Origin of the sequence: Halomonas sp. SSL-5 (assembly GCF_030708455.1) — a bacterium.
Lineage (GTDB): Bacteria > Pseudomonadota > Gammaproteobacteria > Pseudomonadales > Halomonadaceae > Halomonas.
The window spans coordinates 100,162-122,670 of sequence record NZ_JAUYWF010000010.1 but is presented as its reverse complement, the minus strand read 5'-3'; the positions used below and the strand labels follow the sequence as shown (position 1 = coordinate 122,670).

The 22,509-nt window shown below is 66.5% G+C and carries 22 protein-coding genes and 1 tRNA gene; 18 read left to right on the top strand and 5 right to left on the bottom strand.

Annotated elements, in window-relative coordinates:
- Nucleotides 1-71 precede the first annotated feature (71 nt).
- The 6 genes from RAN53_RS13095 to RAN53_RS13070 all read left to right on the top strand — a co-directional run bounded on the left by RAN53_RS13095 (nucleotide 72) and on the right by RAN53_RS13070 (nucleotide 9,451).
- On the top strand, nucleotides 72-3,746 hold the full coding sequence (locus RAN53_RS13095; RefSeq protein WP_305797257.1) for an ATP-binding protein: 3,675 nt from the start codon (nucleotides 72-74) through the stop codon (nucleotides 3,744-3,746).
- Between the two features lie 56 nt (nucleotides 3,747-3,802).
- The gene (locus RAN53_RS13090) at nucleotides 3,803-4,429 is read left to right on the top strand and encodes a condensin complex protein MksE (protein ID WP_321169825.1); all 627 of its coding nucleotides are present in this window, start codon (nucleotides 3,803-3,805) and stop codon (nucleotides 4,427-4,429) included.
- Nucleotides 4,426-5,661, top strand: a complete 1,236-nt coding sequence (locus tag RAN53_RS13085; protein ID WP_305797255.1) for a hypothetical protein — start codon at nucleotides 4,426-4,428, stop codon at nucleotides 5,659-5,661. The genes RAN53_RS13090 and RAN53_RS13085 overlap by 4 nt, the downstream gene beginning before the upstream one ends.
- Before the next feature lie 112 nt (nucleotides 5,662-5,773).
- Complete coding sequence (locus RAN53_RS13080; protein ID WP_305797254.1) at nucleotides 5,774-6,676, top strand: hypothetical protein; 903 nt, start codon at nucleotides 5,774-5,776, stop codon at nucleotides 6,674-6,676.
- A 17-nt stretch (nucleotides 6,677-6,693) separates the two neighbouring features.
- Nucleotides 6,694-8,127 (top strand): DNA recombination protein RmuC, encoded by a 1,434-nt coding sequence (gene rmuC, locus RAN53_RS13075; RefSeq protein ID WP_305797253.1) that lies wholly within the window; start codon nucleotides 6,694-6,696, stop codon nucleotides 8,125-8,127.
- A gap of 100 nt (nucleotides 8,128-8,227) precedes the next feature.
- Nucleotides 8,228-9,451 carry a DUF4236 domain-containing protein gene (locus RAN53_RS13070; RefSeq protein WP_305797252.1) on the top strand — a complete coding sequence of 408 codons (1,224 nt, stop codon included), beginning with the start codon at nucleotides 8,228-8,230 and terminating at the stop codon, nucleotides 9,449-9,451.
- Between the two features lie 9 nt (nucleotides 9,452-9,460).
- Here RAN53_RS13070 and RAN53_RS13065 read toward each other — a convergent pair whose 3' ends face one another.
- Nucleotides 9,461-10,138 (bottom strand): L,D-transpeptidase family protein, encoded by a 678-nt coding sequence (locus RAN53_RS13065; RefSeq protein WP_305797251.1) that lies wholly within the window; start codon nucleotides 10,136-10,138, stop codon nucleotides 9,461-9,463.
- Nucleotides 10,139-10,376: 238 nt separating this feature from the next.
- Between RAN53_RS13065 and RAN53_RS13060 the strand changes: the two genes are divergently transcribed.
- Both RAN53_RS13060 and RAN53_RS13055 read left to right on the top strand, forming a co-directional pair.
- On the top strand, nucleotides 10,377-11,903 hold the full coding sequence (locus RAN53_RS13060; RefSeq protein WP_305797250.1) for a Fic family protein: 1,527 nt from the start codon (nucleotides 10,377-10,379) through the stop codon (nucleotides 11,901-11,903).
- Nucleotides 11,904-12,342: 439 nt separating this feature from the next.
- Nucleotides 12,343-13,206, top strand: a complete 864-nt coding sequence (locus RAN53_RS13055; protein ID WP_305797249.1) for a tyrosine-type recombinase/integrase — start codon at nucleotides 12,343-12,345, stop codon at nucleotides 13,204-13,206.
- A gap of 12 nt (nucleotides 13,207-13,218) precedes the next feature.
- Here the strand turns inward: RAN53_RS13055 and RAN53_RS13050 are convergent, their stop codons facing one another.
- A complete protein-coding gene (locus RAN53_RS13050; RefSeq protein WP_305797248.1) occupies nucleotides 13,219-13,701 on the bottom strand; it encodes a hypothetical protein in 483 nt (160 codons plus the stop codon).
- A gap of 214 nt (nucleotides 13,702-13,915) precedes the next feature.
- Nucleotides 13,916-13,992: transfer RNA gene (locus RAN53_RS13045), tRNA-Pro, on the bottom strand.
- Between the two features lie 295 nt (nucleotides 13,993-14,287).
- Between RAN53_RS13045 and RAN53_RS13040 the strand changes: the two genes are divergently transcribed.
- The 3 genes from RAN53_RS13040 (at nucleotide 14,288) to RAN53_RS13030 (ending at nucleotide 15,747) form a co-directional block, all read left to right on the top strand.
- The gene (locus RAN53_RS13040) at nucleotides 14,288-14,554 is read left to right on the top strand and encodes a DksA/TraR family C4-type zinc finger protein (protein ID WP_305797247.1); all 267 of its coding nucleotides are present in this window, start codon (nucleotides 14,288-14,290) and stop codon (nucleotides 14,552-14,554) included.
- Nucleotides 14,555-14,656: 102 nt separating this feature from the next.
- Nucleotides 14,657-15,016: a CidA/LrgA family protein gene (locus RAN53_RS13035; RefSeq protein WP_305797246.1), complete on the top strand. Its 360-nt coding sequence runs from the start codon at nucleotides 14,657-14,659 to the stop codon at nucleotides 15,014-15,016.
- The gene (locus RAN53_RS13030) at nucleotides 15,013-15,747 is read left to right on the top strand and encodes an LrgB family protein (protein ID WP_305797245.1); all 735 of its coding nucleotides are present in this window, start codon (nucleotides 15,013-15,015) and stop codon (nucleotides 15,745-15,747) included. The genes RAN53_RS13035 and RAN53_RS13030 overlap by 4 nt, the downstream gene beginning before the upstream one ends.
- A 100-nt stretch (nucleotides 15,748-15,847) precedes the next feature.
- Here the strand turns inward: RAN53_RS13030 and RAN53_RS13025 are convergent, their stop codons facing one another.
- A complete protein-coding gene (locus tag RAN53_RS13025; RefSeq protein WP_305797244.1) occupies nucleotides 15,848-16,177 on the bottom strand; it encodes a hypothetical protein in 330 nt (109 codons plus the stop codon).
- 140 nt (nucleotides 16,178-16,317) lie between these two features.
- Between RAN53_RS13025 and RAN53_RS13020 the strand changes: the two genes are divergently transcribed.
- The 5 genes from RAN53_RS13020 to RAN53_RS13000 all read left to right on the top strand — a co-directional run bounded on the left by RAN53_RS13020 (nucleotide 16,318) and on the right by RAN53_RS13000 (nucleotide 20,953).
- The gene (locus tag RAN53_RS13020) at nucleotides 16,318-16,491 is read left to right on the top strand and encodes a DUF2970 domain-containing protein (protein WP_305797243.1); all 174 of its coding nucleotides are present in this window, start codon (nucleotides 16,318-16,320) and stop codon (nucleotides 16,489-16,491) included.
- A 168-nt stretch (nucleotides 16,492-16,659) separates the two neighbouring features.
- Nucleotides 16,660-17,778: a cytochrome c oxidase subunit II gene (gene coxB, locus RAN53_RS13015; RefSeq protein WP_305797242.1), complete on the top strand. Its 1,119-nt coding sequence runs from the start codon at nucleotides 16,660-16,662 to the stop codon at nucleotides 17,776-17,778.
- Nucleotides 17,779-17,837: 59 nt separating this feature from the next.
- Nucleotides 17,838-19,472, top strand: a complete 1,635-nt coding sequence (gene ctaD / locus RAN53_RS13010) for a cytochrome c oxidase subunit I (RefSeq protein ID WP_305797241.1) — start codon at nucleotides 17,838-17,840, stop codon at nucleotides 19,470-19,472.
- A 27-nt stretch (nucleotides 19,473-19,499) separates the two neighbouring features.
- Nucleotides 19,500-20,099, top strand: a complete 600-nt coding sequence (locus RAN53_RS13005) for a cytochrome c oxidase assembly protein (RefSeq protein WP_305797240.1) — start codon at nucleotides 19,500-19,502, stop codon at nucleotides 20,097-20,099.
- Nucleotides 20,096-20,953, top strand: coding sequence for a cytochrome c oxidase subunit 3 (locus RAN53_RS13000; RefSeq protein WP_305797239.1), 858 nt, complete (start codon nucleotides 20,096-20,098; stop codon nucleotides 20,951-20,953). Before RAN53_RS13005 ends, RAN53_RS13000 begins: the two co-directional genes overlap by 4 nt.
- Nucleotides 20,954-21,000: 47 nt before the next feature.
- Here RAN53_RS13000 and RAN53_RS12995 read toward each other — a convergent pair whose 3' ends face one another.
- The gene (locus RAN53_RS12995) at nucleotides 21,001-21,192 is read right to left on the bottom strand and encodes a DUF2909 family protein (protein WP_305797238.1); all 192 of its coding nucleotides are present in this window, start codon (nucleotides 21,190-21,192) and stop codon (nucleotides 21,001-21,003) included.
- Between RAN53_RS12995 and RAN53_RS12990 the strand changes: the two genes are divergently transcribed.
- The gene (locus tag RAN53_RS12990; protein ID WP_305797237.1) at nucleotides 21,191-21,919 is read left to right on the top strand and encodes an SURF1 family protein; all 729 of its coding nucleotides are present in this window, start codon (nucleotides 21,191-21,193) and stop codon (nucleotides 21,917-21,919) included. The two genes, RAN53_RS12995 and RAN53_RS12990, sit on opposite strands and share 2 nt — an antisense overlap.
- A complete protein-coding gene (locus tag RAN53_RS12985; protein WP_305797236.1) occupies nucleotides 21,916-22,485 on the top strand; it encodes a hypothetical protein in 570 nt (189 codons plus the stop codon). Before RAN53_RS12990 ends, RAN53_RS12985 begins: the two co-directional genes overlap by 4 nt.
- The last annotated feature ends 24 nt before the right edge of the window (nucleotides 22,486-22,509 follow it).

The following is a 22,509-nucleotide window of genomic DNA, read 5'->3' as shown; positions in this document are numbered from 1 at the left end:
CCGCTCCGGCACTATGTGCGCTCGCCGGGAGCGCCCCCGGTGGTTGCCATGCCAATGACCAAGGACGCGATATGGCTCACCTGCTTCGCATCGTGATGATCCACGGCCACCTCGAGGGCGTGGTCGAGCTGAGTGTGGACGGCCACACCAACATCTGCGGTACCAACGCCTCGGGCAAGACCACCCTGCAGCGCCTGGTGCCGGTGTTCTACGGCGAGTTGCCCAACAAGGTGGTGCCGCGAACCCGCCTCAAGTTCGACGCCTTCTACCTGCCGCATCGCAACAGCTACCTCGTCTATGAATATCGCCGCGAGGAGGGCGACGTCTGCCAGGCGGTGCTGACCCGCAAGAGCGAAGGGGGCGTGGAATACCGCTTCGTCGCCGCCCCCTACCGGCCGGAGGACTACCTGGTGCAGAGCGAGGGCGGCGTCACCGCCCTCGACTATGCCCAGTGGTTCAGCGGCCTGCGCCGCCAGGGCATCGCCACCTCCCACAAGCTCGGCGCCACCTCCGAGTATCGCGCGGTGATCCAGAACGACTTCACCCAGCACGGCAGCGGCCCCGGTGGCCGTCGCGAAGGCCTGCGCCTGCGCCAGGTCGCTGCCCGTTTCAGCCTGGTGCGCCCGGGGCAGCGCATCCGCCACATGGAGAAGCTGGTCTCGGCGGTGCACGCCAAGGAGGGCAAGATGGATACCCTCAAGACCATGCTGGCGGCGATCTTCGAGGAGGACGGCGTCGAGCTGCCGGTGACCCGCATCCGCAACACCAAGGCCCGGGAGTGGATCGCTCGCATGCGCCAGTCCATGCGCCTGGAGCCCCTGCAGCGCGCCGTGGAGGCCCTGCAGCGCCTCGACGGCGAGATCGCCGACCTGGAGGCCACGCTCTGGCAGCTCAGGCCCCAGCTCGAGGCCGACCGCCACCGTGCCGAGCGGGAGGCGGCCGACCTCGAGACGCGGCTCGGCGAGCACCAGCGCGACTTCCAGGCCCGGGAGCAGGCCCACGAGGAGGCCCGGGGCGAGCTCAACGCCCGGATCAGCGAGCTCGACAGCGAGCTGGACCAGGCCCGCCGGGTGCTCGACGACCTGCAGCGCCAGTTCGAGGCCTTCGAGGAGGCCGATATGCCCGGGCTCGAGCGCGACCTCAAGGCACTGCCCCAGTGGCGCGAACAGCAGCAGCAGATGCGCGAGCATCTCGAGCAGCTGCAGCAGGCGGCCCAGGCGAGCAAGGCTCGCCTGGATGCCCGCCTGGTGGAGCTCGGCGACCTGCTGGAGCGCCAGGGGGAGGAGACCCAGGCGCTGATCGACGCCCTCGGCGAGGAGAAGGAGGCCTGCCGTGAGGCCCGAGGCGAGGAGGAGCGCCGCCTGGAGGCCGACTACCAGACCCGCCGCCAGGCCCTGGACGACGGCTACCGCAGCCGCCTGGAGGAGGGGACCGCCCGGCTCTCCGAGCTCAAGGCCCGGCTCGCCCACTCGGGGCCGACCCCGGAGGAGGCCCGGGAGGCCGAACAGGCCCAGGCCCGGGTCGATCAGGCCCAGAGCGAGCAGAGCGCCGCCGCCGGCACGGCGGAGACGCTGCGCGGTGAGCTCGACGAGTGCCGAAAGGCCCGTGAGCTTGCCGAGCGCGACCTGGAACTGGCCCGGACCCAGCTCGCCCGGGCCCGTGGGCGCCTGGATGAGCTGCGGGTCCAGCGCGACCCCGCCCAGGGGAGCCTGCGCCACTTCCTGCGCCACCACCGTCCCGGTTGGGAGCAGCGCCTCGGCAAGGTGCTCGCCCCGGAGTTACTGGAGCGCCGCGACCTCGCCCCGCAGTTCAACGACGACGCCAGCGACGACCTCTTCGGCCTGGCGCTGGATCTTTCCGCCATCGCGCTGCCCGACCATGCCCAGGATGAGGCGAGCCTGCTGGCCGAGATCGAGGCCGCCGACCAGGCGCTGGCCCAAGCGGAGGAGGGGGATAAGGCCGCCGAGAAGGCGCTCAAGGCTCGCCACGACAGGGTGCAGGAGGCCGATGCCCGGCTCGAGCGGGCCCGCGCCGCGCGACGCCGGGCCGCCGAGGAGGTGGACTACGCCCTCCTGGCCCGCAGCCAGTGCCAGCAGCGCCACGATGCCGCCCGCCAGGCTCGCCAGGCCGCCGCCCGGGAGGCCCTGGAGGAGCAGGAGGCGCTGCAGCAGGCGCTGCGGGACGAGCAGCAGCAGGCCCTGGAGGCCCTGGCCGATACCCATCGCGGCCAGCGCCTGGAGCTCACCGCCGACTTCCAGGGTCGCATCGACGGCTTCGACCAGCAGATCACCCGGCACCGCGGCCAGCTGGCCGATCTCAAGGAGGAGAATCGCCGTCAGCGGGAGGAGCTCGAGGCGGCCTACGACCGCGAGCTGGCCGAGCAGGGAGTGGATACCGTCAGCCTCAACGAGACCCGGCGGCGCCTCAAGGCGTTGGAGCAGCGAATTCGCCAGACGGCCGATCGCCAGGATCAACTGGATGAGTACCGGCGCTTCATGCGGGTGGAGTGGGGCGAGCGCAAGCCCCGCCTGGTGGCCCGGGAGGCCGAACTCTCCCGGGAGCTGCAGGCCGCGGAGCGCCAGCGTGAGACCCTCAAGCAGCAGTTCCAGGCCGCCCGCCGTGAGCATCAGGCGGTGGTCGGCGAGCTCAAGGCGAAGCGCGGCGTCGAGCAGCAGCGCCTCGAGACCCTGGCACCGCTGCTCGCCAAGCTGGAGGCGCTGCCTCTCGACCGCGCCCCGGCGCCTCTCGTCGAGGCGCCGGGGGACGCCGAGGAGCGCATCGAACGGGGGCGCCAGGCCCTGACCGACCACGCCCGGCGCCTCGATGAGCTGCGTCGCGGCTGCGAGAAGGTGGAGTCCGACCTGATCAAGGGCGCCAGCGCCGACTTCCAGGCCACCCTGGAGGCGGAGCGCGGCCGGCTCGAGGACCCCAGCCCCCGCCGGCTGCTCGGCGTGCTGGCGGGCATGCTCCAGTTGCTCGAAGGCCAGCAGCAGCAACTCCTGCAGGAGGGGCGCAACCTCTCCGACGACCTCGACAAGTTCTTCACCGTGTTCCGGGACCTCAACCGGCGCATCAACGCCCAGAGCCGCCGCCTCTCCGACGAGGTAGCCGACGACCTGGTGCTCGAGGGCATCGGCCGCGCCGAAGTCAGGATCCAGTCCACCATCGACGAGCTGGGTTTCTGGGAGCCCCTCAAGCGCTTCGCCCAGCGTTACCGCGAGTGGCGCGATTCGGGCCAGCCGCTGCCCGGGGACGACTACCTGGACGCCCTGGCCGACGTGGTGGAGCTGTTGCGCAGCGACCAGCAATATAGCTTCGAGAGCCTGCTGCGCCTGGAGCTGCACCTCAACGAGGGGGGCACGGACCTGGTCATCAGGAACGACCGCCAGCTGCTCGAGTCCTCCAGCCACGGCATGGCCTACCTGATCCTGTGCAAGTTCCTGCTCGCCTTTACCCGGCTGCTGCGCGGCCAGGCCGAGATCGCCATCCACTGGCCCATCGACGAGATCGGTACCCTGGCCTACCACAACGTCGAGAAGCTGTTCGACGCCTGCGACAACAACCGTATCCATATCGTCGGCGCCTTCCCCAACCCGGAGTCGGACGTGCTGCTGCTGTTCCACAATCGCTATCTGATCGACCGCGACGAGGCGGAACCCACCAAGCGCCGGCTCAAGCGCATCGAACCGCGCCTGAGCCGGCTGGCCCAGCGCCTCCAGGCGCGTGCCGAGGAGCTGGCGCCATGAGTGAAGAGACCATGAGTGATGCGATCCCGGCCGAAGGCGCCATGGTGGAGCGATCCATGGTCGAGCTGGGCCCCCTGCTGGAGCGCCTGCTGGCCGGCGAGTTCATCTGCGCGGTGAGCGACGAGAGCGCCTTTCGCCGCCTGCAGGCCGACGAGACACGGGAGCGGATCGACGCCTACCTGCGCCCGCTCAATCGTCGCCTGGCCAGCAACGACGAGGGCAGCGTCCATTTCCTGGCCTGGCGTGCCCTCGACGAGGCCGCCCGGGAACAGCTCTCGCGCCAGCTGGCCGAGACCGTCTCGAGCCTGCTGCCGCTGCTGGAGTGGCTGCAGCTGGTCCAGGAGGCCCTGGGCCGCGACGGCCTGGCCGCCCCGGGAGACGTGCTCAAGCCCGCCGACTTCAGCTCCCGCTGCGAGGACAACCAGGGCCTGCGCGAGCGCCTCGAGCGGCTGGCCACCGACCCCTTCTTCGGCTCCCAGAGCGACCAGCTCGACGCCCAGCTCAAGCAGGTGTTCAAGCGCCTGCGTGAACACGGCTATCTGATCCAGCCCCACGCCGATCGCCAGTACTACGTGGTGACCGGCAAGATCGACTACCTGATCGACCTCGTGCGCTTCATTCGCGACGAGGAGAACCTGCCCGTGGACGACCAGGCGCCGGCCGCCCAGGAGAGCCTGCTGTGAGCGCCGACCCCCACGCCCTGGAGAGTCGCCTGGTGAGCACCGGGGTCGAGCGCCTGGCGCTGCTCGGCAAGCACGCCGAGGCGCTGATGGCGGGCTATGCCCGGGAGGAGGTGCCCCTCGAGGGGCTGAGCACCACGGCGCTCAACCGCCTGCTGGCGGCGCGTATCCTGTGGCGCCCCGATGAGCAGAGCGGGGTGAAGCTGGCCCCCAAGGTGCGCGAGCTGATCGCCGAGATGCTCGCCGACGAGAGCCGCCGCCACGTCAACGCCGACGTGGCCGAGACCCTGGAACTGCTGCGCAGCCTGGTGCAGAGCTACCGGGAGGCCCGGGATGCCGGAGAGTACTGGCGCCAGGAGCAGCAGCTCCTGCGCCTGCGCCAGGAGATCGACGACCTCAACGGCCGCTTCGCCGACGCCATCGACAGCCTGTGGCGACGCCTCAACAGCGACTTCGGTTTCGTCAGCCGCCTGGGCGACAAGATTCGCGAGAACGAACGTGCCCAGAAGCAGATCGAGCGTCTCCTCGATGGCCTGGCGCTGATCGACTTCGACGAGCTGATCGACCTGGTGGGCAGCGACGGCGCCCTGCGCAAGCTGCTGGTCAGCGGCCTGCAGCAGCAACTTACCCAGCACTTCACCAGCCTGCGCGAGGTGCAGCGGCGCCTGGTCGAGCTGATGGCGCGCTTCCGCCAGCAGCAGGCACGCAGCCGCCTGGTGGCCGGCATGGCCGGCTTCCTGCGCGAGCACCCCGGCTTCGTGCCGGGCAACTACGCCATGCGTGGCGAGGTGCCGGCACTGGTCAACCACGCCGCGCCCCTGGTCGCCGCCGGCGCCGCCGCCCTGGACCAGGACGCCGACGCCCGGAGACTCACCGAGCTGCTGCACCGCCTGCCGAGGCCCGCCCAGCGACCCGAGCCGATCACCGCCGCCGGGGCCGCCGCGCCGCAGGACGACACCCTGGTGGCCGCCCGCCAGCAGGCGCTCAAGGAGGACGTGGAACGCTTCTATCTCAGCGTGGTGGATCTCGGCGGCGAGCCTCGCAGCGCCCTCGAGCACCTGGAAGCGGCCGGCCACGACTGGGGCGCCGAGATCTGGCTCTTCCAGGTCATCGCCGAGTACCAGGGCCTGCCCAACAGCGAGCAGCGCGCCTTCCGCCTGTGCCAGCAGGAGACCCAGGCCAGCGCCTTCAACCAGTTGCGCCTGATCCACGACGTCGTCCTGCAGCTCGCCTGACGGACGGACTTGATCGCCGATACATCGGGCTCCCACAGGCGGAAGGCCTGACTGTAGGAGCGCAGATCCTGCGCGATGGCGCCGCAGGCGCCCGATATAGGAGGAGACCCCCTTGCACCTGACAACAAGCGCCCGCCGCCTGCTTCGCGATGCCGCCGAAAGGCTCCGCCGGGAGCCCCGGGTGGAGAAACCCCGGCGGAAGGTGGTCGACGAGATCGTCGCCTGGCTCGACGAGCAGCATATCGACCCCGGCCCGCGCCTCTCCCGGGACTGGCTGCGTGTCGATCGCGACCTGCTGGCGCAGATCGACCAGGCCCTGGCGCTTACCGGCGAGGCGCCTGTGGCGGTGGACCTCGCCGGGATGAGCAGCCTCGAGCAGGCCCGCCATGGCAACCCCGAGGAGAAGGGCAACCGGGAGAAGCCCCGGGAGTACCGGGTGCTGGCCAGCCTGCCCGCCGGTGCCCCGCGGCCGGGGATTGCCCAGGGCGCGCGGGAGCTGCTCGACCTGGACCGGCGCCGGCTCGATCTCGCCGCCTTCGATGTACTGGTGCAGGTCGAGAACCTCGACAGCTTCTATGCGCTGCCCGGCGAGCTCGCGGCACTGGCTAGCTGGGCGCGGCCGCTGATCCTCTACCGCGGCGATCGCCACTACGGCGGCGGCTTCGCCGACCTGGCCCGCGACTGGGCCTCCAGCGGCAAGCCGCATCTCTATCTGGGCGATTTCGATGCCAGGGGCGTCGGCCTCGCCCTGGAGAGCGGTGCCACCCACCTGCTGCTGCCAGGCCGCGAGGCGGTCGCCGCACACGCCAATGCGCAGCACCTGCCGCCCGAGCAGCTGCGCTTCCAGGCGGCGCTGCGCCGGCATGCCGCGGGATTGCCCGAGGGCCATCCCCTGGTGGGCTACCTCGCCATCCTGCTCGGCGAGCAACGCGGCCTGCGGCAGCAGTGGTTTGGCTCGAGTACCGGCCTGACACCCGTGCCGCTGCCGGCGCGTTCGACACCCTCATCCCCCTAAACCTGGATGACGCTACCGTGGAACACCTGCCATCGCTCGACACGCCCCACCTGATCACCGGCCTGGTGATGTTCCTGGTCGGCGCGCTGATCGCCTTCGCCCTCCAGCAGCGCCGCTTGGGTACCATGCGGCGCGAGCGGGATGCCCTGCGTGGCGAGCTGCATGCCCAGCAGCTGGAGGCGCGAGAACAGACCGTGGCGCTGCAGGTGGCCGAAGGCGAGGTGGAGACCCAGCGCGAGGCGAACCAGGCCCAGATGCGGGAGCTCGAGCGCTTCCGCGAGGCCTACTATGCGCTCAAGCAGACCCATGGCGAGCTGACCACCCGCCTCGAGGAGAAGGAGGCGCACTTCGCCCGCCAGCTCGCCTGGATGGAGGAGAGCAAGCAGCAGCTCAAGGTGGAGTTCGAGAACCTGGCCAACGAGCTGCTCGAGCAGAAGGGCAGGGCCTTCTCGTCGCTCTCCGAACGCAACCTGCAGGGGCTGCTCAAGCCGTTCCAGGAGGAGATCAAGGGCTTTCGCGAGAAAGTCGAGACCCTGCATCATCAGGAGACCGCCCAGCGCGCCAGCCTCACCACCGAGCTCAAGCACCTGCAGCAACTCAACCGCGACATCACCGACCAGGCCGCCCAGCTCACCGAGGCGCTCAAGGGGCAGAAGAAGGTCCAGGGCAACTGGGGCGAGCTGATGCTCGAGAACGTGCTCGACAGCGCCGGCCTGCGCCAGGGCGAGGACTACCAGCGCGAGAGGAGCTTTACCACCGAGGCCGGCAAGCGCCGCCCCGATGCGCTGGTCTATCTGCCGGAGGGGCGCCACCTGGTGATCGACGCCAAGACCTCGCTCGCCGCCTACCTGGAGTATGTCAACGCCGAGGACGAGGTGACCCGCCAGCGGGCACTGGCCGAGCATGCCCGGGCGGTGGGCGAGCGCATCGAGGAGCTGGCCGACAAGCACTACTACGACCTGCCGGGGCTGAACTCACCGGAGGTGGTGATCATGTTTATCCCGGTGGAATCGGCCTATATCGAGGCGCTGCGCCACGACAGCACCCTCTACCAGCGCGCCATCGAGCGCAACGTGCTGGTGGCCACGCCCACCACCCTGCTCACCAGCCTCAATATCGTCGGCCAGCTGTGGCGATTCGAGAACCAGAGCCGCCACAGCGCCGAGCTGGCGCGCAAGGCGGAGCGCTTCCACAGCAAGCTCTCCACCTTCCTCGATAGCATGCAGGATGTGGGGCGCAAGCTGGATGGCGCCCGGGAGAGCTACGACCAGGCACTGGGGCAGCTGGTCAACGGTCGCGGCAACCTGGTCAAGCAGGCCAGCGAGTTTCGGGAGCTGGGGGTGGCGGTGAAGAAGGAACTACCCGCCGAGTTCCTCGAGCGTGCCCGGCTGGAGGTGGGCGCCACGCCGACGGCGCCCGAGGGCGACCCGCTGGATCAGCAGCGAAGCTGACGACGCCCCGGCGTTGGAAAGCGCGCGGTTTTCTGGTCAGCTGTGGGAAGCCGGCCGTTTCCCGGTGTTGGCATAACCGTAGACAGGACAGGGAGTCAACATGGCCTTTCGTTTCCAGCGTCGCATTCGCCTGGCACCGGGGGTGCGCCTCAACCTCAGCAAGCGGGGTCTCGGCCTCTCGGTGGGACCCAGGGGCGCCAGCCTGAGTGTCGGGCCGAGCGGCGTGCATGGCCATGCGGGAGTGCCCGGCACCGGCCTCGCCTATCGGCAGAAGCTGAACGTAGGCGATGGTCACTCCCCCCGGGGCGGGGGAGCCGCGGGCGGCGATGCTGCCGCCCTGGAAGCGTTGCTGGTCGAAGGGGATAGCCTGCCGCTGCGGCTCGAGATCGACGAGAGTGGCCAGGTCAGCTACTTCCATGCCGACGGCACGTCGATGTCGGACGGCGAAGCGCGGGTGGTGCGCCGCCACGCCGAGGCGAGCCTGCGCAGTGAGCTGCAGGCTCACTGCGAACGGCTCAATGCCGACCTCGACCGCCTGGGGCGGCTGCATGAGGAGACGCCGCCCCCGGAGGTCGCCGGCTACGAGATGCGCGACTTCGAGGAGCCGCCTCCGCCGCCGTTCCGGCCATTGGCCCCGCGCTGGTGGCAGGTGTTCTGGCCGCCGGCCAGGCAACGCCGCGAAGCGCAGAGCCGGCGCCTGAGGGCCGAGTTCGACGAGCGCTACCGCGCCTGGGAGTGGCGCAAGGCGGAGCATGATGCCGCGGAGTTCGCCCGCTATCAGCGTGAAAGCGATGGCGTCTGGGATGACCCCGATGCCATGCAGGAAACGCTGCGGGAGCGCCTCGAGGAGATCGACTGGCCCCGGGAGACGCTGATCGACTTCGACCTGGGCAGCGACGTCACGACCATCGCCGTGGATGTCGAGCTGCCCGGCGAGGAGGAGATGCCGGGCCAGACCTGGGGCATGCCGCCCAAGCAGCTCAAGCTCTCTCCCCGCAAACTCAGCGCCACTCGCCAGCGCAAGCTCTACCGCGACCATGTGCACGGCATCGCCTTTCGTGTGCTGGGGGCGGTGTTCGCCCGCCTCCCCGGGGTCCAGGAGGCGCGCGTGTCCGGCTATCGCCAGGTCACCGACCCGGCCACCGGTGGTCGGCGCGACCAGTACCTCTACAGCGTCAAGGTCAGCCGGGCGCAGTGGCTGAAGATCCACTTCGATCGACTCGACGAGATCGACCCGGTGGCTGCCCTGGAGGCCTTCACCCTGCGCCGCGACATGACCAGGACCGGCATCTTCCGCGATATCGAGCCGTTCAAGCTGGTGTAGGGGCCAGGCCTACTGGATCAGCACGGGGGTATCGATCTCCACCAGCGAATGGAGCAGGCGGACCTGATCGTTCTCGACGGCCAGGCAGCCCTCGGTCCAGTCCACGCGCCGGTTGAGGAAGGGGTCGCGGTTGCCCAGGCCGTGGATCCCGATGTTCCCCCCCAGGGTGGTGTCGGGGTAGGAGAGGCGGTGCTGCCGGTAGTGGCGGTGAATCCGCTGCGCCTCCTCCATGGAGATCACCCCCTGGGCCAGCGCCTGGTCGGCCACCCGCGGGTTCGGGTAGTTGATGCCGATGAAGGTGGCGAACCGGCTGTTGGGGTTGATGCGCTCGACCCGGAACACTCCCTTCGGCGTCATCGCACTGCCGCGGGTGCGCAGGTCGACGGCGCCGTTGATGCCGATGGCGAAGTGCGGGATCTCATGGATGACGCGGTGGCCTCGCACCACCGAGAGCCGGCGATCCTTCACGCTGAGATGCAGCCAGACCACGCCATCGTCGACCGGCAGCAGGCTGATCCCGGTGTCGACCTCATCCAGGAAGTGCGGCCCCGGCGAGCTCGTCACGACGCTCGAGGGTGGCTCCGCCGTGTCGATCAGCGATGCGACGGCAGGGCCGGCGGCCAGCATCAGTGTCAGAGAGGTGAGGGCGCAGCGCTTGAGGGTGCGAAAAAGTCTGGACGGCGGCATGGTGACATCAAGGCAGGCTGTGGGGAACGGTGGGGGACTCTACCACGCCCCGGCGCCTGCGGGCAGGAGGCTTCCTCGAGCCCATCGAGGACGAGGCCAGCTAGTCGCTACCGGCTCGATGCGCTGCTCTTCGTGCCGGTAGGGTAACCGGCAGGGTAGGTGTCAAGAAAAAAGCCAGTCTTTGTTGAGAACTGAAGATTTTCCTGCTGTAGTCAACGAAATATCTCGCTAACCGGGCATGGTGATGAAAAACGTTGGCTATGCGCACCTTCATCAGCACCTGGCGCTGGGTGTCCTGCCGCCGCGATGCCCGGCGAGAGTGCGCCCGGTGACGCGCTTGATGCGGCTCGAGGAAGAACTTGCCGTGCCGGCGGAGCGTGCGCCATCAGATGATGACGTGCTTTCGCATCTGTTGTTCGCCCTGAAGCATGAGGGCGTGGACTTGGCCATTCTTGCCGAGACGCTGCCACACCTGCCGGTCGAGACGCTTGTTGCGGCCCTGGAGGCGTCACCCAACGGCATCTATCTGCGTCGAGTGGCTTGCCTGTACGAGAGCTTCGTGGAGCTGCTGCCGCTGGAGCCTTCGGTCAAGGGCAGCGCCGTACCGCTGTTCGACCCTGAGCGCTACGTGACGGGCCCGGCTAGGCGTAACAGCCGCTGGCGTGTGGACGTCAATGGCCTGGGCACCCTCCAATACTGCCCAGTGGTGCGTCGGACTCCCGAGATCGAGGCGCTACTGCGGGAGGATATCCTAGCCGAGGCGCGTGCCTTCATGGCGTCTCTGCCGCCAGGCATGCTGGATCGCGCCATCCAATGGGCCTATCTCAGCGAGACGCAGTCCTCGTTCGAGATCGAGCGCGAATCGCCATCCCCCGACAAGCAGCACCGCTTCATGCAACTGCTGCGCAAGGCACATGATGGCCAGCCACTGGATGAAGACTATCTGGTGGCCCTTCAGAACAGCGTTGTCAGCAATCCCTTCGACAAGGCGGCCGCCTTTCGGCATGAACAGAACTATCTGCATAACGGGCTGCCGGGTGCCATCGGTATCAGCTATCTGCCGCCACCTCCCGGGCTCTGTGAGACCCTGATGGAAGCGCTCATGGGATGGGCCAATGGGCTGCCCGAGGGGCAGGACGGCTCTTCCGTCGAGCGTGTGCCGGCACTTGTCGCCGCCACCGTGATCTCGTTTGGCTTCGTCTTCCTGCACCCCTTCATGGACGGTAATGGCCGCATCTCCCGGTTTCTGTTGCACCATACGCTGTGCCGGCTGGGCGAGTTGCCGCGTGGCAATCTGCTGCCCATTTCCATCGCCATGAAGCGGCATGAAGGGGACTACCTCGCGGCACTCGAAGCCTTCTCGACACTGGCTCGGGAGCAGTGGCGGGTCAACTGGATCGATGCCGACCACCATGATTTCCACTTCGAGGGGAGCGAAAACCTCTATCGCTACTGGGATGCCACCCAGGCGGTGGCCTTCACGCTGCGTATGGCGAGGGAGGCACTGAGGGAGGACCTGAAGGCGGAAACTCGCTACCTGGCCTGCTTCGACCGCGTCTATCGCGCCATCGACACGCGTTTCGATGTGCGCGGCAGCGATCTGTCACGGCTGGTGATGATGTGCCTGAGCCATGACGGCGTGCTTTCGAAGAATCGCCGCAAGCAGTTTCGCTACCAGGTACCCGAAGAGGTGCTGGACGCCATCGAAGCGGAAGCCCGGAAGGCGCTTGGTGAGGCTGCTGAGGAGAAGCCCTCTGCCCGGTAAATATTCTGCCCAGATAATCCCCATCACTTATTCTCTCCAGCAATATATCATAATTATGGAAAGAAAAAACGATGGGGGTGGGCGGACAGTCCGTCCTATTGTTATTGAATTGTGAAGTCTTCGAACTCTATCTTCTTTCCTTGCTTTACTGCTTGTAAAAGCATGAAGAATTCACCTCTTATAATGAGACCATCCTTGCAGCTCAACCCATCCCCTACTTTATCCAGCTCCTTATTACTCTGTATGAACCATTCCACTCGTCGAGCAAGCGGCCAAGGAGGCTCAGCAACGTCAAGAGGAACAGCGGCGACGTGAGGATGCCACTATTATCGAAACCTTCCTCGACACCGTCTACCGGCCACATAAGGAGCGCATGAAGCGCGGAAGCGAGGATCTGGATCGTCTCGATCGACACTTCAAGAAGTGGTATCGGAAGCGCATGACCGAGATCACCAAGACCGATGTGACGCGCTGGCACCATGCGCTCGAGTCGCAAGGACTGGCGTTCCTGACCATCAAGCGGTCGTATGACGTCTTGCAGGGGATGCTGAACATGGCGGTGGAGGAGAGGTTCATCGACCAGAATCCGATCAAGGGGGTGCGGCTCAGGAAGCCCGTGGCCCAAGACGATCACGGTGTCGATATCATCAAGCCGCGTCGCGCGTTGACGAAAGAGGAGGTGTCGGGGCTGTTCAGAGGGCTTGAGCGATACACACAAGACCGCAAGGACATGCGGCGGCGCTCGAGAGAGAAGAAGTCCAATCGGCACCTGCCGGACTGGGATCAGGTCACCTACGTCGACTACGTGGTGCCCGCGATCCTCGTCATCTACTACGCTGGCTTTCGCCCTGGAGACGTCTATGGGCTCCGCTGGGAGAATGTGAACCTCGACCTGGGCACGATCACCAAAGTGATAGAGAAGACCGCGCATCACAGCACCAAGCCCAGCAGTTTCCCGATGTCGGATCGGCTGGTTGATGTGCTTCAAGTCTGGTGGCAGGAGAACGGGTGCCCCAAGACCGGTTATGTCTTCCCCTCGCAGCGGACAGGGCGCAGGCTTTCAGCAGGGGCGCTCGGCAGGCGTCCCTGGCCGCTTATCAAGAAGCTCGGTGGTCTCGATCCCGATTTGGATCTCTACACGCTTCGGCACAATTTCGCATCGCAGCTCATCTTGTCGGGAGCCGACTTGATGACTGTCATGAAGTTGATGGGGCACCGCGACATAGCAACTACGATCGAGCATTACGGCCACCTAACCGCGGAGCACTTGCGCTTAGCACTGTATGCCCTTGACCCTGAATAGCGGGGTGTCCAGTTAAAGGTCGACCATGGCTTTAGCTCCAATGGTAGTCGCCGTGACTAGCGAGTGAGTGACAATCTGCTTTACCGACTCCCATGCACCTTCTTGTATTTGTTCTTTAAGCCTATCGGCTAGTGTAGAGTAGTTCGGATGACCCAAGAGTTCTTCAGGAGTACTTCCAAGAACAGTATGGCCTTTAGCGGTTAACACTATCGGCGGCTCCATGCCGGGAAGAGATCCCCCCTGGCGAAGAAAGTTCTCATCAACCAACCATTGCCGCGTCGACTCGATCAGGCTTAGTCTCGAACTTTGTTCTTTTGAAGGCTCGCTCTCATACCTACCCGTAAGAGGATCTAGTTCACCCATCTCTGGAAGCTGGTCATTCCAAACTGCGAGAAAAATTCTTTGTTCGTTGATGCAAGTGGCGTTGGGGAAGGCATCCAGCGCCTGTTCGAAGATCAGGCCGGTGATTAAGCGGAACTCTTCCATGTTCTGCATGAACATCCCCCTCCAGGCTTATTGAGCAGAAGGGTAGCGTGGCATGCGATATGCCTGAAATCCAGTTTGATTGCTATGGTGTGAGCATACGAAAACGGCCCTCCGTGCAGGTTCTGACACCTGTCTGGAGAGCCGTTTTATGGACTAGCTTTGGACCAACGACCTTTACGTAGGTTGCTAACTGCTGGTATTGGGCTATATGTCCTTGAAATCGTGGTCGGAGCGACAGGATTCGAACCTGCGACCTTTGCAACCCCATTGCAACGCGCTACCAAGCTGCGCCACGCTCCGACTCTGTTTTCGGGTTTTGTGGCCATCTGGCCTGTCCCCCGAGAACGAGGCGTATACTAGCGCTTTCGCGGGCAAATGAAAAGCCCCTTTTGCACTTTCGATTCAGTCGCTTGGCTCGGGGCCGCTGGGGCCGGCCCGGGTTATGCACTATGATGTGACGCAATCACCAGAATCTAGCGCAAGCGGTGGCGTGGTTCGCCGCGCAGAGGTGTGTCCGGCAACCCGGTTCGGGACCTTCCCGCACTGGCCGGGCGTGAGTAGGCGTTGCCGGCCTGATGGCCGGGAGGAGAGGGAGATGGCGGGCGGATGGAGCAAGGATGGTGCGGTTCAGGATCAGATCGATGCCAGCGTTGAGGATGCGGTATCGCTCGCGCGCAGCCGGCTGCCGCATGGCGAGAGCCTTACGCACTGCGAGGAGTGCGATGACGAGATACCGCAGGCGAGACGCGAGGCGATTCCCGGGGTGCGCCTGTGCGTCGCCTGCCAGGCAGAGCGCGACAAGCGCGGGGGTGGCGCCGTGGGCTACAACCGTAGGGGCAGCAAGGACAGCCAGCTGCGTTGAGCCGTGCGGCCCGTCGCTGCGACGGTTCGTCAGGAGGCGGCCGCACGAGGGCAGCCAGCCCGGCGGGAAAGCGAGCGTGGCAGCGACGGGAGGAGGCGCCGGATGCCGTTGATCATGGGGATGAGCGTTTTGCTCGCCTGTCAGTTCCTGGGCGAACTGCTGGCGCGTGGCCTGACCATGCCGATACCGGGGCCGGTGATCGGCATGGTGATCCTGCTGGCGGGGCTGATGGTGAGGGGCAAGGTGCCCAGCAGTCTCAGGCTTACCGGCGAGGGGCTGTTGAACTACCTGACGCTGCTATTCGTGCCGGCCGGGGTGGGGTTGATGGTCCACTTCGCGTTGATCGGTCGCGACCTGTTGCCGATCGTGGTGACGCTGGTGGTGTCCACGGCACTGACCCTGGCGGCCACGGCCTGGGCGCTGGATCGGCTCAATCGTCGGCGCGGAGGGCAGGGGCGATGAACGTCGCGACACTCGACCAGTTGTGGGTCTATCTCTCCGGGAACCCGTTGCTCTCGCTGCTGGCGACGCTACTGGTATTTATCCTGGCGGTGCGCATCAACCGGGCGCTGGGCGGCACGCCGCTGGTGCACCCGGTCACCCTCTCCATCGCCATGCTGATCGCGCTGCTGCTGCTGGTGGACATGGATTACGCCACCTACTTCGAGGGGGCGCAGTTCATCCACTTCCTGCTGGGGCCGGCCACCGTGGCGCTGGCGATTCCGCTTTACGATCACCGGGAGCGGGTCCGGCGCCTGCTGGTGCCGCTGCTGCTGGCTTGCCTGGTGGGCATCGGGGTGGCGGTGACGAGTACCGTGGGACTATCGCTGGCGCTGGGGGCGCGGCTCGAGACGGTGCTCTCCCTGGCGCCGCGCTCGGTGACCTCGCCCATCGCCATGGGTATCGCCGAGCAGATCGGCGGCATTCCCTCCCTGGCGGCGGGCCTGGTGCTGCTGACCGGGTCCATCGGCTGTGCGCTCTCGCCCTGGGTGTTCCGCCTGCTCAGGATCGAGGACCCCGCGGTCAAGGGCTTCGCGCTGGGGCTCTCCGCCCATGGCTTCGGCACCGCCCAGGCCTTCGCGCGCATCGGCGCGGTGGCCGGGGCCTTCTCGGGGCTGGCCATGGGCCTGACGGGCCTGCTGACGGCCTTCCTGCTGCCGCTGATCACGCGACTGTTCGGGCTGGGCAACTGACAAGGCGCCCCGAGAGGCGCCTTGATCTCGTCACTTGCTTGTTCTCGTCACTTCCTTGGTGCGGTGCGTGCTTGGCGTGAGCTCGCCCGGGGTTCGCCGGTTAGATCTCTTCCCACAGTCGCTTGCGGAAATCGTGGGTGAGCTGTGAGGCCTGCTCGAGCCGCTTCATCTGGGCGTCGCCCACCTCCTTGACCAGCTTTTCGTAGCAGGCCTGCACCTCTTCCGGGGTGGTGGGCTGCTTGCCGTCGAAGCACTTGGCGATGTGTTCACCGCTCTCGGCGATGGCCTTCAGGAACTGGGCCTCCAGCTGCAGGGCCTCGGCCATGCTCTCCATCCAGGCCAGCTGGGTGCGAGCCATGGGGGTGGCGCCCTTCGTCCACTGCTGTTGCCACCACTCGAACATCGGGTTGGCAAAGGGGTTCTGGGACATGATGGCCTCCTGTTGAACGGATCACCGGATCGATGAATGCGGCATGTGCCGGGGTGTCTTGACTAGAGTGTAGGAGAGCCATCCTGGTAGGACCTACGGTGAATCGGTGCATCTTTGATCCTTGTCATGGAGAGAGTGCGATGTGGAGCGTGGTCAAGTCGGTACTGGCGGCCTTCTTCGGCGTGCAGAAGGATGTGCGACGGCGCGAGGACTTCGAGAAGGGGCATCCTGTCGCATTCATTGCCGTTGGCCTCCTGATGGCGCTGCTGCTGGTGGTGCTGGTGGCGGCGGTCGCGGTAACGGTGGCCCGTTGAAAGTGCCGTTGGCGAAACCCGGCCCGGCGACAGTCGGCCACAGGCGGGGCGTCTACACTCCTTTTATGAGGCGTATCTGAACTGATCGACCAGCAGCGTGCGCCCGTCACGCGATACGACAGCTCACGACAACAATAAGCCACGACAACTAGCAAGGAGGAGGCGCCGATGCGCACGTTCATCGTGTGGATGGCAGGTTGCCTGGTCGTCCCCCTGATGACGACGTTGGCCATGGCCAATGGCTGGAACATGCCGGTGGGTGTGACCGACGTCAGCCGCGAGATTCACTCGCTGCACATGACCATCTTCTGGATCTGCGTGGTCATCGGCGTGGTGGTGTTCGGGGTGATGTTCTATTCCCTGTTCCGCTTTCGTCACTCCAAGGGCGCCAAGGCGGCTCACTTCCACGAGCATACCCTGGTCGAGGTGATCTGGACGGCGATCCCGCTGCTGATCCTGATCGGCATGGCGGTGCCGGCGACCGCCACCCTCAAGAAGATGTATGACCCCTCCGACGCCGACCTCGATGTGATGATCACCGGCCAGCAGTGGCGCTGGCGCTACGAATACCTGGGCGAGGACGTCGCCTTTACCTCCAACCTGGGCACGCCGCGGGAATCGATCCGCGGTGATGCTGAGCGGGGCGAGCACTACCTGCTGGAGGTCGACGAGCCGCTGGTGCTGCCGGTCGGGCGCAAGGTGCGTTTCCTGCTTACCTCCGATGATGTCATCCACTCCTGGTGGGTCCCGGACCTCGCCGTGAAGCAGGACACCATTCCCGGCTTCGTCAACGAGAACTGGGTGCGCATCAACGAGCCCGGCATCTATCGCGGCCAGTGCGCCGAGCTGTGCGGCATGGATCACGGCTTTATGCCTATCGTGGTGCATGCCATGGAGGGCGAAGAGTTCGACACCTGGCTCGCAGAACGCAAGGAGGCCAGTGCCCAGGAGGCGCAGGGTGTCGACCGCGAGTGGTCCATGGACGAGCTCATGGCCCGCGGCGAGCAGAGCTACAACGCCGTCTGTGCCTCCTGCCACCAGCCCGATGGCAGCGGCAACCCGCCGGCCTTCCCGGCGCTGGCCGGCAACCAGGCGCTGATGGACGACCGGGAGCGGCACATCGACGTCGTGATCAACGGCGTGTCGGGCGCGGCCATGCCGGCCTTCCGTAACACCTTGAACCCGGTGGAGATCGCCGCCGTGATCACCTACGAACGCAACGCCTGGGGCAACGACACCGGTGACCTGGTGCAGCCGGCAGAGATCGCCGAGCGGCTGGCCGACTAGGCCGGCCTGCACTGCCCCGAGCGATGAGATAAGAACAGCGAAGATCAGGGAGATACACCATGGCGCCCAAGCTGCCCTTGCATCACCCCGTCGAGCAGAGTTCCACCGCCAGTGCCGGTGGCCAGGCGGCGGCGCATCCCGCGCCGCCGCGCGGCCTGATGCGTTGGCTGCTCACCACCAATCACAAGGAGATCGGCAGCCTCTACTTGATCTTCTCGCTGACCATGTTCTTCATCGGTGGAATCTTCGCCCTGGTGGTGCGCGCCGAGCTGTTTCAGCCGGGGCTACAGCTGGTGGTGCCGGAGTTCTTCAACCAGATGACCACCATGCATGGGCTGATCATGGTGTTCGGGGCGATCATGCCGGCCTTCGTCGGCCTGGCCAACTGGATGGTGCCGCTGCAGATCGGCGCACCGGACATGGCCCTACCGCGGCTCAACAACTTCAGCTTCTGGTTGCTGCCGGTGGCCTTTACCCTGCTGCTCTCCACCCTGCTGATGCCCGGGGGCGGACCCAACTTCGGCTGGACCTTCTACGCGCCGCTCTCCACCACCTATGCGCCGCCGTCCACCACCTTCTTCATCCTCTCGCTACATATCGCCGGCATCAGTTCGATCCTCGGGGCCATCAATATCATCGCCACCATCCTCAACCTGCGCGCGCCGGGCATGCGCCTGATGGACATGCCACTGTTCTGCTGGACCTGGCTGATCACCGCCTTCCTGCTGATCGCGGTGATGCCGGTGCTGGCCGGGGCGGTCACCATGATGCTGATGGACATCAACTTCGGCACCAGCTTCTTCAACGCCGCCGGGGGCGGCGACCCGGTGCTCTTCCAGCACCTCTTCTGGTTCTTCGGCCATCCCGAGGTCTACATCATGATCCTGCCGGCGTTCGGCATCGTCTCGGCGATCATCCCGACCTTCTCGCGCAAGCGCCTGTTCGGCTACGCCTCCATGGTCTATGCCACGGCCTCCATCGCCATCCTGTCGTTCATGGTGTGGGCGCATCACATGTTCACCGTGGGCCTGCCGCTGGCCGCCGAGCTCTTCTTCATGTACACCACCATGCTGATCGCCGTGCCCACCGGGGTGAAGGTGTTCAACTGGATCGCCACCATGTTCCGCGGCTCCATCAGCTTCGAGCCGCCCATGCTCTTCGCCCTGGCCTTCGTGGTGCAGTTCACCGTCGGCGGCTTCTCGGGGCTGATGCTGGCCATCTCGCCGGCGGACTTCCAGTACCACGACACCTACTTCGTGGTGGCGCATTTCCACTACGTGCTGGTGCCGGGCGCGCTCTTCGCGATCCTCGCCGCGGCCTACTACTGGCTGCCCAAGTGGACCGGCCACTATCCCAACGTCAAGCTGGCCCAGTGGCACTTCTGGCTGTCGGTGATCGGCGTCAACCTGACCTTCTTCCCCATGCACTTCTCGGGGCTGGCCGGGATGCCGCGACGCATCCCCGATTATGCGCTGCAGTTCGCGGACTTCAACGTGGCCTCGAGCCTCGGGGCCTTCCTGTTCGGTGCCTCGCAGCTGCTCTTCGTGATACTCATCATCAAGTGCGTGCGGGGCGGCGAGAAGGCCCCGGCCAAGGCCTGGGAGGGCGCCGAGGACCTCGAGTGGAGCGTGCCGAGCCCCGCGCCGCTGCATACCTTCGAACATCCGCCCACCTTCCGGCGTGAGTCGGAGTGACCCGGCGGTCATCGCCAGGAGGAGACGATGCGCAACGAGGCAGGCCGTGATCACGACAACCGCCAGGGGGTGCGCCGTACCGTGTCCAAGACGCTGTTCGCCCTGGCCGGGATGTTCGCCTTCGCCTTCGCCCTGGTGCCGCTCTACGACGTCTTCTGCGAGGTGACCGGGCTGAACGGCAAGACCAGTGCCTCGGCCCAGGCACTCGTCCACGAGGAGGTCGATACCTCACGCATGGTCACGGTGCAGTTCGTGACTCGGGGTAGTGCGGGACTGCCGTGGAACCTGGAGGTCGAGACGCGCCAGATCCGCGTCCACCCGGGGCAGAGCGCCGAGGTCGGCTTCGCCTTCCACAACACCGGGGACAGCGCCATCTGGGGGCGGGCGGTGCCCAGCGTGTCGCCGTCGCGTGCCAACCCGCACCTGCGCAAGCTGACCTGCTTCTGCTTCCAGGAGCAGCGCCTCGAGGCGGGTGAGAGGATGTCGGCGCCGCTGGTGTTCCAGCTGACCCGCGATCTGCCCGAGGACGTCAATACCGTAACCCTGGTCTATACCCTGTATCCGGTCACCCGCGATGAAGCGGCGCTTCAGGCCCGGGCGAGCGGCGGCATAGGAGATGAGGCATGAGTGGTGGCAGCTATTACGTTCCCGCAAACAGCAAGTGGCCGATACTGGGCTCCCTGGCGCTGGGCACGATGATGATCGGGGCCGGCATGGTCATGGTGCACGGCCGCGGCAGTGCGCTGCTGGCGGCCGGCATGCTGGCGGTGCTGGCGGTGATGGGGCTGTGGTTCCGGGATGTGATCAAGGAGTCTCGCGGTGGCCTCTACGATGCCCAGATGGATCGCTCCTTTCGCCAGGGCATGGCCTGGTTCATCTTCTCCGAGGTGATGTTCTTTGCGGCCTTCTTCGGCGCGCTCTTCTACGTACGGACCTTCGCGCTGCCGTGGCTGGACGGGGAGGGGGCCAAGGGCGTGGCGGCGCTGCTGTGGCCGGAGTTCACCGCCAGCTGGCCGCTGCTCGAGCCTCCGGGTGACGTGGCCGGCCCCCGCGATACCTTCAGCCCCTGGCAGCTGCCGCTGGTCAACACCCTGATCCTGGTGGGCTCGAGCATCACGCTTACCGTGGCCCACGAAGGGCTCAAGGAGGGCATGCGCGAGACCACGCGCAACTGGCTGCTGGTCACCGTGCTGCTGGGCTTCACCTTCATCATCATCCAGGGCGTGGAGTACTACGAGGCCTACCACCACTACGGCATCACCCTGGAGGCGGGGATCTACGGGGCGACCTTCTTCCTGCTGACCGGCTTCCACGGGGCCCATGTGATCATCGGTGCCACCATCCTGACGGTGATGCTGCTCCGTATCCTGCGGGGGCACTTCGCCCCGGAGAATCACTTCGGCTTCGAGGCGGCGGCCTGGTACTGGCACTTCGTGGACGTGGTATGGATCGGCCTGTTCCTGTTCGTCTATGTGTTTTGACGCTCAGCCAGGGGTGTTTTGAGGCTCAGCCCGGGATGATTTGAGGGTCAACCCAGGCTGCCGGCATAGAAGCCATAGAAGAGCAGGGCCAGCAGGGTGGCCGCCAGGGCCACCCGCAGTTTCAGGGAGACGAGCAGGCGCCGCGAGGTGGCGCCGTCACGCAGCAGGAAGCCGGCACCGGCGGCGAGGCTCGTCAGCATGGCCAGGAACACCAGAGCGATCAGGACCTTGAGCAGCATGGCAGACTCCTTGGGTATCACGTCGTCCCAGCATGCCCGCCCCGGACGGTGGCGGCAACGCCTGTGGTACGCGCTGGGGTCGGCACTGGTGGTGCTGGGCCTGGCGCTGGGCCTGTGGCAGTGGGAGCGGGCCACGGAGAAGCGCGCCTATCTGGAGCGCCTGGCGAGCGCCCCCACCCTGACGGCCCCCCGGGAGGCGCCACCCGAGGGCAGCCGCCTGACCCTTTCCGGCGAGTACCTGGCCGACGCGACCCTGTTTCTCGACAACCGCATCCACGCGGGGCGCCTGGGGGTGGCGCCGCTGACCCCGCTGCGTGGCGATGATGGCCGGCTATGGCTGGTGCAGCGTGGCTTCCTGGAGACCGGCACCAGTCGTGCCGATCCCGATGTGGCCACGCCGCAGGGCAGGGTCACCCTGCGCGGGCGCTGGCAGGCGGCGGGCGAGGGCGCGCCGCTGTTCGGCCCCAATCATGAGGGGGCCAGGCTGCAGCGTATCCAGCTGGATGCCTGGCCGCTCGATTTCGCCCACCCCGGCTGGCTGCACCTCGAGGAGGGCCCCGGCGTGCTGCCTGGCTGGTGGTCCCCTAATGTCATGCCGCCGAGTCGCCATGTCGGCTATGCCGTCCAGTGGTGGGGGCTGGCGCTGGCGGCGCTGGTGGTGATGGTGGTCGGCGGTCGGCGGATGCTCCGCGACCGCGACGACGTGTCCTCGGAGGGCCCACGATGACGAAGACCCATGCCCATGCTGCGCGCTTCGGGCGATTGAAGCTGCTGGCGCTGCTGCTGTTCCTCTCCCTGCCGGTGCTGGTGGCCACGGTCATGGCGCTAGGGCGAATCGGTATCCCCGAGGGGCGCACGGCCCATGGCGAGCTGGCCCCGGATATTCCGGCCCTGGCCGACTGGCCGCTGGACGCGCCAGCGGAACCCTCGGTGTCCGGCGACTGGGTGCTGGCCTTCGACTGCGGGCAACGCTGTGCCGAGCTGAGCGATCAGTGGTGGCGCCTGCATCGCGCGCTGGGCCGTGAGGCGCCGAGGGTCAGCCGGCTGCGCGTGGGCGGGGATGCCGAGGCCCTGCCCGGCGAGGTGGTGGCGCACTGGGCCGAGCGTCCCGCCTGGCTCGAGCCGGATCGACTCTGGTTGCTAGACCCGCGTGGACAGCCGGTGCTCGGTTACGATCCGGGGGTGGATCCCTATGCGGTGAAGAAGGACCTGGGGCGCCTGCTGCGCATGAATCCGGAGGCGCCCTGGCAGGGTGGTCAGGAATTGGCGGGCCAGGAGCTGGCGGGACGCTGATCCCGCAATGGCAAGGGAGGTGGG